Source organism: Microcoleus sp., from assembly GCF_049646505.1.
GTDB lineage: Bacteria > Cyanobacteriota > Cyanobacteriia > Cyanobacteriales > Microcoleaceae > Microcoleus.
On the sequence record NZ_JBARVX010000190.1, the window covers coordinates 1 to 10,968 of the forward strand.

At 47.7% G+C, this 10,968-nt stretch carries 10 protein-coding genes and 1 tRNA gene; 8 read left to right on the plus strand and 3 right to left on the minus strand.

Annotated elements, in window-relative coordinates; genetic code table 11:
- Nucleotides 1–252 precede the first annotated feature (252 nt).
- The 6 genes from WBA89_RS10455 (at nt 253) to WBA89_RS10480 (ending at nt 5,260) form a co-directional block, all read left to right on the plus strand.
- The gene (locus WBA89_RS10455) at nt 253–804 is read left to right on the plus strand and encodes a GNAT family N-acetyltransferase (RefSeq protein WP_424406235.1); all 552 of its coding nucleotides are present in this window, start codon (nt 253–255) and stop codon (nt 802–804) included.
- 387 nt (nt 805–1,191) lie between these two features.
- Nucleotides 1,192–1,265, plus strand: a tRNA-Pro gene (locus WBA89_RS10460).
- A gap of 152 nt (nt 1,266–1,417) precedes the next feature.
- A complete protein-coding gene (locus WBA89_RS10465; protein WP_424406227.1) occupies nt 1,418–2,233 on the plus strand; it encodes a Tic22 family protein in 816 nt (271 codons plus the stop codon).
- A gap of 392 nt (nt 2,234–2,625) precedes the next feature.
- Nucleotides 2,626–3,642: a N5-glutamine methyltransferase family protein gene (locus WBA89_RS10470; RefSeq protein WP_424406228.1), complete on the plus strand. Its 1,017-nt coding sequence runs from the start codon at nt 2,626–2,628 to the stop codon at nt 3,640–3,642.
- A gap of 67 nt (nt 3,643–3,709) precedes the next feature.
- Nucleotides 3,710–4,303 carry an L-threonylcarbamoyladenylate synthase gene (locus WBA89_RS10475; protein ID WP_424406229.1) on the plus strand — a complete coding sequence of 198 codons (594 nt, stop codon included), beginning with the start codon at nt 3,710–3,712 and terminating at the stop codon, nt 4,301–4,303.
- A gap of 24 nt (nt 4,304–4,327) precedes the next feature.
- Entirely contained in the window at nt 4,328–5,260 is a 933-nt protein-coding gene (locus WBA89_RS10480; protein WP_424406230.1) for a sensor histidine kinase, read from the plus strand.
- Nucleotides 5,261–5,715: 455 nt separating this feature from the next.
- On the opposite strand, the gene WBA89_RS10485 is transcribed toward WBA89_RS10480, so the two are convergent.
- Complete coding sequence (locus tag WBA89_RS10485; RefSeq protein ID WP_424406231.1) at nt 5,716–6,204, minus strand: GNAT family N-acetyltransferase; 489 nt, start codon at nt 6,202–6,204, stop codon at nt 5,716–5,718.
- 365 nt (nt 6,205–6,569) lie between these two features.
- Nucleotides 6,570–7,553, minus strand: a complete 984-nt coding sequence (hemB, locus tag WBA89_RS10490; RefSeq protein WP_333382605.1) for a porphobilinogen synthase — start codon at nt 7,551–7,553, stop codon at nt 6,570–6,572.
- 301 nt (nt 7,554–7,854) lie between these two features.
- Between hemB and WBA89_RS10495 the strand changes: the two genes are divergently transcribed.
- Nucleotides 7,855–8,853 (plus strand): DUF1517 domain-containing protein, encoded by a 999-nt coding sequence (locus tag WBA89_RS10495; protein ID WP_424406232.1) that lies wholly within the window; start codon nt 7,855–7,857, stop codon nt 8,851–8,853.
- A 325-nt stretch (nt 8,854–9,178) separates the two neighbouring features.
- The gene (locus WBA89_RS10500; RefSeq protein ID WP_424406233.1) at nt 9,179–9,733 is read left to right on the plus strand and encodes a cyclic nucleotide-binding domain-containing protein; all 555 of its coding nucleotides are present in this window, start codon (nt 9,179–9,181) and stop codon (nt 9,731–9,733) included.
- Nucleotides 9,734–10,115: 382 nt separating this feature from the next.
- Here WBA89_RS10500 and WBA89_RS10505 read toward each other — a convergent pair whose 3' ends face one another.
- Nucleotides 10,116–10,562 (minus strand): hypothetical protein, encoded by a 447-nt coding sequence (locus WBA89_RS10505; protein WP_424406234.1) that lies wholly within the window; start codon nt 10,560–10,562, stop codon nt 10,116–10,118.
- Nucleotides 10,563–10,968 lie beyond the last annotated feature (406 nt).

A 10,968-nucleotide genomic window follows, 5' to 3' on the forward strand; every position in this document is an offset into this window, starting at 1 on the left:
GCAACAAATTTTACCTTAAGAGCGGATTGTCCGGGCACAGGCTTGCAGAACATTTCTACCAAACTTGACTAGAATCAAAAAAAGCTCAGACTCAATGTTAGACGACAAATCGCTGCTTTCGGCGTAAGATGAGTTTACCGTAAACTGTTGCTCAAAAGGCTACCCGTAATTTATCCCGCGCCATCCGGAGTGGGTTTGTCTGTCGGGTTTTCTTTCACGCAGTCCAATCTCTACTACCTCAACCGCGCCTGCATGGGTTTTTGGAAAAACTTATTTAGTAGTCCTGAGTCTGCCTCTGTACCCCAAACAGCGGAATTTGAGGAAGATGTGGCCGTCGGGTTAGGCGATCCGCTTTCCCCAACATTTCGCAAACCCGCCAGCGGCAGCGCTCGCATCTTTTTTAGCTGCGATCGGGACATCGATCTCTACGAACTCGAAGAACTTTGCAATGCAGTGGGTTGGTCCCGCCGTCCCCTGCGTAAAGTCAAAAAAGCTATTTTGCACAGCTTCTTAGTCGTCTCTATGTGGGAGATGCGGGGCAGCCAGCGACGGCTGGTGGGTTTCGCCAGAGCGACTTCAGACCATGCTTTTAATGCCACGCTTTGGGATGTGGTAGTTCATCCTGACTACCAGGGTAAAGGCATGGGCAAAGCGCTGATGCAATACATCATTAAAAAACTCCGCAGTGAAGATATCAGCAACATTACCTTATTTGCTGACCCCCAAGTGGTGGATTTTTACCGAAATTTGGGCTTTATGTCCGATCCGGAGGGGATTAAAGGTATGTTTTGGTATCCAGATTAGCCGGCCTGGTGCAAATCGGCGTTGATTTTTTGAGAGCAAAGTCCAGCATTCAAGATCGACGCTGCTAACACCTCCTCGCCCCCTGCGCTGCGGTAAGTCGATTCGGGTATTGGAGATTTGCTTGCTGGGTGAATCACCAAAGCAGGAACTTTGGCCTCAAATTTTTACCTGTTCGCGAGAGTCCTGCGGGGAAACGGTATCCGTGTTTGGGCGGGGTCATTTACGCTCCAGATGTTTCGCAGCATGGCTGCTTTGAAGTGGTGCAACTATTGTCAAACAGCAAAAACTGAAGGTAACTTCGGCCCAGCACCCAAAGCTAAAATAAAAAAAGCTTGACAAACTGAGGGTGTTGTGTGTTAATAGTTAAAGGATAGCTAACTATCACAACGGGATGTAGCGCAGCTTGGTAGCGCGCCTGCTTTGGGAGCAGGATGTCGCAGGTTCAAATCCTGTCATCCCGATCGCACAGTGTTAAATAATAGATGGAAGCAGAAGCAGTCTCTGAGGTTTACATTTGGTCAAAATGTAAACAAATTGAGGCAGTTTTTGCCGATCGTGTGAAGGCGTCAGTCTTTGCGTTAATGTGTTTCTGGATCGGTTCTGGTGAAAAAACATGAAATCATTAGTTCGTTTCGGCGCAATATTGGGAATTGTCGGCTGCGCTCTGCTCGGGCCACAGCCAATGGGTAAGATGTCTGCACTGGCAATTCCCGAACCACAAATTTTGGAAAAATTGCGATCGGTGCCGGTATTTACAATTACAGATGCTCAAGGTGCGCCCCTGATCGCTTCTGTACCCAAACAGGGTCAGGGTCAAACTGGCAATGCTTCCGTGGCGGGAATTTTTATCAGCCAGAAAGATGCTCAAGCCTTTGTCGAGCAACTCAAAACCAGAAATCCTCAGTTGGCTGCATCGGTGCGCGTGATGCCGGTGTCCCTGGGGGAAATTTATCGGCTCACTCAAGCCAATAAAGGCAAGCCGGATGAGGTGCAGTTTGCTTTTGTTCCGGCTCCGGATCAGGTGCAGTCGGCTAAAACTGTACTTCAGCAGACTGGGCAACAAGTTAACGAGTTCAACGGTGTACCTCTGTTTTTGGCCAGAGGGGGCGCGGAAAATGGTTATTTGACAATTCAGCGGGGCCAGCAAGAGGTGATTCCCTTGTTTTTTAATAAAGAGGAATTGCTGGGAATGGTGGAGCGTTTTAAGCAGCAGCAACCCAACATAACGACCTCGATTAAGATTGAGGTTGTGAACTTGGAAAGCGTTTTGGAAGCTCTGCGTACTGAAAACGACCAGTTTTTGACTCAAATGATTTTGGTGCCGTCGCGGGAGTCGCTGGAATTTGTGCGATCGCTCCAACCCGCCGGTGCCGGTCAAAATCCGCAGGTAGCTCCAGCCTCTCCGGCTCCAGCTCGACCGACTCGCTAACTGTTAGTCATTAGTCATTAGTCAGCAGTCATTAGTCAGTAGTCATTAGTTACAGACAGGAGCCCAAAAAGTCGTTTCATGCACTACTTATAATAGCGGTAAGGTGCGGTGCGGCTCGAACCCTACATAATTAGGTTTTGCATTCAGGACTGAGTTAGTAGGTTGGACTGCTCGACTCAACCTACTATTTACCAATGACTAATGACTAATGACTAATGAATAATGACTAATAACCAATAACCAACAACCAACAACCAATAACCAATAACCAATAACAAATAACCAAGAACCAACAACCAACAACCAAGAACCAACAACCAATAACAAATAACCAAGAACCAATAACCAATAACCAATAACCAATAACCAATAACCAATAACTAAAAAATCTGATGTTTGTTTCCGGTTTAGAGTTGGGGCTGTGGGTGAATCAAGCTAAGACTGAGGCGAGAGCCTGTGATATTCCCAATTCAGAACTCGACTGGCTGCTCCAAGAGCTGGCAGGTTTGGATAAATTGGCTCTGCGTTTGGAGTCGTTTAAAGATTTGCCAAAAATTGAATTAAAGTTGTCCTTGTCTGAACTCGATCGATTGTGGGAGCGGCGCTTGCAGGAACGGGTGCCGGTGCAGTATTTGACGGGAGTCGCACATTGGCGGAATTTTTCGCTGAAAGTAACGCCGGCGGTGCTAATTCCTCGCCCTGAAACTGAACTGCTGATCGATTTGGCTGTGGGTGCTGTTAAAAGTTGTTCGATCGATCCAACATCTTGCACTATTGTCAAAAACGGGCAAGATGCCCGTTCCACAACAGATGAATTTTCTCGTGGAACCGGCATCTTGCCTGTTCCCAAACAAGTAATTGAGAATGGTGCAACATCTCAGAGCAATCCAAAATCGCATTGGGTGGATTTGGGTACGGGTAGCGGGGCGATCGCGATCGGTCTAGCTTCGGAGTTGACAAATGCGACGGTTCATGCAGTAGATTGCAGTTCGGAAGCTTTGGCCGTGGCTCGACAAAATGCTGAGAATTTGGGTTTTGGCTCGCGAGTTAATTTTTATCAAGGTTTGTGGTGGGAACCCCTAGAATTTCTCAAGGGCAAAGTTAGCGGCATGGTGTCTAACCCGCCTTACATCCCCAGCAGCACCGTGCTGACCCTGCAACCGGAAGTTTTGAAGCACGAACCTCACCTGGCCTTAGACGGCGGTTTAGACGGCTTAGATTGCATCCGGCATTTGGTAAACACGGCTCCTGATTATTTAGAATCGGGGGGAGTTTGGTTGGTGGAGATGATGGCGGGACAAGCTGAGCAGGTAGCGCAGATGCTGCAAAGTCACGGGAGTTACGCTGAAGTTCAGATATTTTCTGATTTAGCGGGAATCGATCGCTTTGCCTTAGCCTATCGTCTTTAGATTGCCCAAATATGCTGTAATTTTAAAATCTAAAATCTAAAATCTAAAATCTAAAATCTAAAATGGCATGACTCAAGTTTCGATCGACTCCTTGATTCAAGGGGCAATTTCAGGAGATTGTATTGTCAGCTTTCCCACCGATACTGTACCCGCTTTGGCGGCGCGGCCCGATCGGTCTTCCCTGATTTTTGCAGCTAAGCGGCGAAACCAAGACAAACCGCTAATTTTAATGGCAGCATCGGCGGAGGCTTTGTGGCCTTACGTGCAGGGGAGTCCAGCAGAGTTAAATGTGTGGGAGCAAGTGGCAGCATCTTTTTGGCCGGGGGCGTTGACTTTGGTGCTCCCAGCTTCGGAAAAAGTGCCTGCCGCCATGAACCCGATCGATCCTAATACTATAGGATTGCGAGTCCCTGACTTTCCCCTTGCCCGAAAAATTCTAGAGCAGACAGGGCCTTTGGCTACTACTAGCGCCAATTTATCGGGCCAGCCACCTCTGGAGTCGATGGCACAAATAGAGGCTCAATTTCCCCAAGTGCTGACATTGCAGGCTTCGGAATTAGCAACAGCAGCAACAGCTTCGAGTCTGCCTTCTACTGTGGCTAAATGGAACGGCACCGATTGGGAAATCTTGCGACAAGGCGCGGTAAAGTTAGAATGCTAAGAGCTAACTCCAAGGCAAGACAATATGGCGCTGATGGGCTGGAGCGACTTGATATATGTAGGGATGGGGCTAGGACTGGGTTGGGGAAGCAGTTCGCTGTGGCGCCGAAGGCAAAAAAGCGCGCCGCCGCCCGTAGCTGCGCCCCATCAGCCAACTCCTCAAGAAATTCAGTTAGAGGAGTTTGATGCCCTTTCCGAGCAACTTAAGCAAACTCAATTGGCTTATCAGATGGCATCGGAGATGAGTCAATTTAAAGGGGGGTTTTTGGCTCGAACTTCTCACGAGTTGCGATCGCCCCTGAGCACTATGATTGGTACGCTGCAATTAATTCTGTCGGATTTGTGCGACGATCCGGCAGAGGAACGAGAGTTTGTCGAACAAGCTCACGTTGCAGCACTCAAGCTAGTGAAATTGATAGATGAAATTATCTCTGTTGCCAAAACTGAACACGGCACTGACACGATGGATATTGAGCCGATTCAGTTAGCTAAGGTTTTTGATGAAGTTGACGATTTAACTTACTTGCAAGCTGCTAATCGCAGCATTCGTTTAGAGATATTGCCGCCCGATCCGGGAATTTATGTATTGGCAGATTTGCCCAGGTTTCGGCAAGTTTTAGTTAATTTGGTAGATACTGCTATTGCTCAGATGGATGAGGGGAGTATTTCTGTTTCTGCCCATTGTTCGCCGGAATCTGGATGCGTTCATATTTGGGTGGACGATCAGCGTTCAGTTAGTGCTTGGAGCGAGTCTTGGGATTTGCTAAAGCACGATTTGGTGTCTGATGCTAGTAACAACAGCGATAATTCTAAGGTGTCTTCTGGCATGAGGTTATTGATGAATCAGACTCTGTTAACTTTGATGAATGGAAAGTTGGAAGTTCTAGCTGTGCCTTCTGAGTCTGAAGAGTCCAATTTTAACCGGACTCAGTGTTCTATTCCTTTGGCAACTTTGTAAAGAAGTCAGTAGTCAGTAGTCAGTAGTCAGTAGTCATTAGTCATTAGTCATTAGTCAGCAGTCATTAGTCATTAGTCAGCAGTCAGTAGGGGCGGTGCCCCCGTGCCCGCCCTCTTAGTAGTCATTAGTCAGTAGTCAGTAGTCATTAGTCATTAGTCATTAGTCAGTTGGTAGGGGCGGTGGATGGTGCGGGCCCGCCCTCTTAATAGTCATTAGTCATCAGGAAGAAGGAAACGGATTGTGTAATGGATTTAATGGAGGGAGAGAAGAGGTAAATTATTTGTAATATCGTTTCCGCTTGCATCGGAATGCTTTAACCTTACTAGAACACAGAGTACACAGAGTCCGAGAATATATATCTGAATCATTCCGATGCTACCGGATTTGATATAAATAGTATGATGTGCATTGCACGCCATACTATTTAGATATTTTGGTGTAAGTTTTGTGCTTGTTTAACAATTAGAAATCAGCAATTCGCCCTTGCTAATTTCTAATTCGATATTCTCGTCTAGAAGCTGATTTTCAAGTACCATTGTGGTGCTGGCGTTGGGCTGAAAACCGATGCGCTCGTAGAAGCTTTGTTTGTAGGTTGTCATCAAGTAAACTCGCTCTACTCGGCACATCCGAGGATGACTCAAGACGGTTTGGACTAATTTGCGGCCTAGTCCTGCACCTTGGTAATCTGGGTGAATGGCGACATCCCAGATGGTGGCTCGATAGATGCCGTCGGATGTGGCTCTAGCAAAGCCGATCGCCCGCGAGGAATCCCAAACTGTTACGACTGGTTCGCTGTTGGCGATCGCAATTGCCCAATCTTCTATCTTGCGTTCCCTCGCCCAAAAGGCGGCAGCTTTAAATAGTTCTTGGATTTGTACGATGTCCGCGCGATCGCGATCTATGCAAAATTGAATGTGACTGGAATCCCTGCTCGTTGATGTCATGCTCAATGTGCCTTACAAGTTTTATCTAAACTCTGTTACTTTTAGTCTCTTATACGGTCGAGTTGATTTTGCTGGGGAACGATCGACGATTGAATTCCCGATTTACAAAACTATTATTATTCATACATATTCTCCAACTAATTTCAGTGATTATTAATACTGTTTAGTGTAAAACTTGTGAAAAAAGTCGGACGGCGGTTGAAACCGCTTCTTCTCAAGCAAAGTCTGCCTCTGCGGACTGAAGAAGAGGGCGTAATTTTTACCTGGTTTTCTTCAACCCGCTTAGCATCGGTTTGGTTTGACGCTGAGGCGGTTTCAACCCCCCGTTATTCCGACTCCAAACGTATTTGGGCATTAGGTAGGACTCAGTTTTGCAGCCAGCGGGCCGCATCTTTGGCGTGATAAGTCAAGATCAAATCAGCACCAGCACGCTTAAATCCTGTCAAGGTTTCCATCACTACTCTTTCTTCATCAATCCAACCGTTAAGGGCGGCGGCTTTCACCATCGCGTATTCTCCAGAAACGTTGTAAGCAGCAACTGGCAGGTTAGTTGCTTCCTTGACCCGCCAGATGATGTCCATGTATGCTAAAGCCGGTTTAACCATCAGCATATCCGCGCCTTCGGCAATGTCGAGAGCAATTTCTTTGAGAGCTTCGCTGCCGTTTCCTGGGTCCATTTGGTAGGTGCGCCGATCGCCAAATTGCGGAGCAGAATCCGCCGCATCCCGGAACGGGCCATAATAAGCTGAGGCATATTTTGCCGCGTAAGACATGATAGGAATATCTTCAAATCCGGCACTGTCCAATCCTTCGCGAATTGCTCCGACAAAACCGTCCATCATTCCCGAAGGTGCAATAATATCTGCACCCGCCCTAGCTTGAGCAACGGCGGTTTTTTTCAGCAATTCTAGTGTGGGATCGTTCAAAACTCGGCCGCTTAAATCTCCGACTTCCAAATAGCCGCAGTGACCGTGACTGGTATATTCGCACAGACAAGTATCGACGGTGACGATTAAATCGGGTACGGCGGCTTTCACTGCTGCGGTAGCTTGTTGAACGATGCCGCAGTCGTGCCAAGCACCAGTCGCATCTGTATCTTTGTCTGCGGGAATACCGAATAAAATAATCGCGGGAATGCCGAGGTCGTAAACTTCTTTTGCTTCTTCTACGATTTTGTCTACCGATAGCTGGTAAACTCCGGGCATCGATGTAACTTCTTTGGCAACCGCTTCCCCCGGCACGGCAAATAGAGGGTAAATTAAATCGCTGGTTGTCAAGATATTTTCGCGTACCATCCGGCGGAGTTGGGGATGGTTGCGGAGGCGGCGGGGGCGGTGGGTTGGAAACATAATATTTTTTACGGTGGATAAAGTCCTGGTTGCTAGGACTGGGGGCGTTTCTCTAAAAGTCTAGAGCTTATTGTTGGTCGATCGCCCTCAAACTACGTAAAGTTCTGTAAAATCCGCGGACGCGGTTCGCAGTAAGCACTTTAGTCCTCTATTCTCTCTAGCCTTTGTCGTTCCCAGACAGAATTCTAGCGGTGGAGGGTTCGGCTAGTACGGATATCTCGCACAGTTCACCCCTACAACCGCGCTGCCCATCCGCGAGAATAGATTGTAAATTATAAATGTATCGAATAGTAACGGTGTTATGTACAAGCAACTAATTTCTCGAAAGATGATGAAACCGCTTTTGAAATCACTATTTGCGATCGGTCTGGTAGTGACGCTAGCCCTGAGTAACGCTGACGGAGCCCTGGCTGCTCGCAGCGGAGGACGCATGGGCGGCGGCTCTTTTAGAGCTCCGGCGCGCAGTTACTCCTCTCCCAGTCGCACTTACGCCCCGTCAGGAGGGGGTTACTACCCTGGCGGTTACGGTGGCGGATTTGGTGGCGGATTTGGTTTCCCCTTCTTGCTGCCGTTTTTTGGCTTTGGCGGCGGGTTTGGCGGCCTGTTCTCGATTTTGATTTTTATTTCGATCGCTAATTTCCTCGTCCAAAGCTTCCGCCGCGCCGGGGGAGGAACTGACGAACTAGGTTACAGCACTACTAATACCACGGTATCTGTGGCCAGCTTGCAAGTTGGTTTGCTAGCAGAGGCCCGCGGTTTGCAAGCCGAACTCGACTCGCTAGCGCGCAAAGCGGATACCGATACAGCGGCCGGTCGCGCTCAAGTGCTGCAAGAATCTACTCTGGCGATGCTGCGGCATCCTGAATATTGGGTTTACGCGGGCGCTGAATCTACGCAAACTCGCTTGGAAGCAGCCGAAGCTAAATTTAACCAGTTTTCTTTGGCAGAACGCAGCAAGTTTACCGAAGAAACGCTCTCGAATTATAACAACCAGCTCCGGGAGGCAGGGAGCAGCAAGAGCTTGCCTGGTTTGCAGGAAAACGGTGCGCTGGTTGCTTCTGATTTGAATTCCGATCCCGGTGAATTTATTGTGGTGACGGTGATTGTCGGTGCTCAAGGCAAATTGGAATTGCCAGCAGTGAAAAACTCTGAAGATTTGCGCCAAGCTTTGCGCCAAATTGGGGGAGTATCGAGCGAGGAGTTGCTGGCGGTTGAGGTGCTGTGGACTCCTCAAGCTAGCGGCGACACTCTGACTGCTGATGATATGTTGGCTGGCTATCCCGATCTGCGATTGATTTAGCGTAGCGAGACGGGGCGCGGAGCATTGTCTGCCGCGCCCTCTCCGGCACTCAAGCTGTGGGGCGAACCCGATCGGTTTTGAAACCAGCATTTCACAGGATTTTGTAGATGCCGATCGAGTTTAAAAAAATTATTTAACAAATGCTATTATTGAAAGATTATTCAGTGCGTCTATCTGCTATTGGGACAGTCTGCCCGAGAAGCCTTTTGCGAAGAAGCGAGACAGGATCGAAAAACTGTGTTCAGCGAGGAGTGACTGCTTCAGAAGAAGTTGCAACCGCGCGCCGTCTAAATTTTATACAAAGAAGCGATCGGGAGCTAAACTTATGGCTGACAGCAGCAGAAAAAAAGCACTTTTTATTTTGAGCCAGTTAAATAACGACGATATTAACTGGATAGTCCAAAAAGGCAAAAAGGAAGTTCTCGCTCCGGGCGCGATTTTGATCTGCGAAGGAAGACAAATTGATGCGCTATACATTGTTTTGGATGGGATTTTGAGCGTTTCGATCGAGGCCCGGGAGACGAAAGAACTCGCTAAAATAGGCAGCGGAGAACTGGTGGGAGAAGTTTCTTTTATTGATGCTCGCCCTCCTTTGGCAACGGTGAAGGCGATCGAAGAAACTCACTTGCTGGCAATTCCCAGGCGGCAGTTAGTAATCAAACTCGAACACGATATGGGCTTTGCTTCCCGCTTTTATTATGGAATTTCGCTGTGTTTGGCAGACAGGATGCGCGGTACGATCCGACATATAGAATACGGGCGTAATATAGAATTTGAGCAACCAGAATTAGAACGGGATGAGATCAATCCTAGCATCATAGAAAATTTGGCGCTAGCTCAGGCAAAGTTTAATTGGCTGAGGGAAAATGTTAGGGCTTGAGCAATTTTAAGCCATGATAGTAAATTATCAAATCTCAAAACAGAAGCACTTCAACTCAAGAAACCGGGTTTTTTGCGGGGCGGGCTGCAACTACCCGCAATCAAAACAGTTCGCAGCATCGGATGGAACTCCGATGCTGCGAACCAATGTTGCTGTTTCCCAATGCTAAGATGGCGACTCTCGATATAGACGCTTCACCCGTTGAATAAATCAGTCCTCAAAGGACGGGGCTTGTATGGCGCGAGTGTTGGTTGCAGAAGTCTCAAGCCAAAGAGGGGCGGGTTTTACCAAAAATATCGATCGACAATTGCCGTATCTAGAAAAACCCGTTTCTTTGCAGTTGCCGCCTCGCGCGCTGAAGCGCAACTGTTAGCCATACAACCTAGATAATTCCCGGCCCTTTGTGACGGGTGTCTGCTTCTTCTGTCAGTTTTCCTTCCTCGCCTTTTTTATCTTTAATTTCTGCAAGAACTCGAGCGCGTTCTGCAGCTTCGGCTTCTTCTTTTGCTCTCAAATCGCCCGGTTCGTTGATGTACATTTCCGGTTCGATCGCGTAATTGTTAACTAGACCTTCTTTGTCTACTGTATAACCATCTGTAGTGTTAATGCTTTCGTCATCGGTTTGGTCGTCTGTTTTGGCGCTTTGCTGCTTCTCTTGGGTGGTTGCGTGCATGAAGTTAGAGCCTTCGCGTTCTTGCCGCGCTGCTGTCTCCGCAGGAGTAATGCCCCTGTCGTAGTGGGGGGCTTCCATATCAGCTTCAATTTTTTCGTCGGCAGGTGTTGCTTTGCTAATTTCACTCTCGGGCGGTGTTGGCTGGCGATTAGTCATGATTTATTCCTTCTTCAGTTTTTTCAAAAGGTCTTTGGCTTATGTTCAAATATTAAGCCTAAGCTAACTCATTCACAAACTATCTTTGGTTAGAGTTTGCGAAAAATTGCTGCTACATAATACATTGATACATTTATTGAGTCTTCCTCAAGACTGATTAATCTCTGTTTTTTTTGAAAAATTTACAGTAGCGACCCTTTGACATCTATCTAAAGGTAGGGAATTAGTCAGTTGGCAGTTGGTAGTTGGCAGTTGGCACTTGGCAGTTGGTAGGGGCGGTGCCCCCGTGCCCGCCCTCTTAGTTGTCAGTTGGCAGTTGTCAGTTGTCAGTTGTCAGTTGTCAGTTGCCAGTTGTCAGTTGCCAGTTGTTACCAATAACCAATACAAATAACAAATAACAAATAAC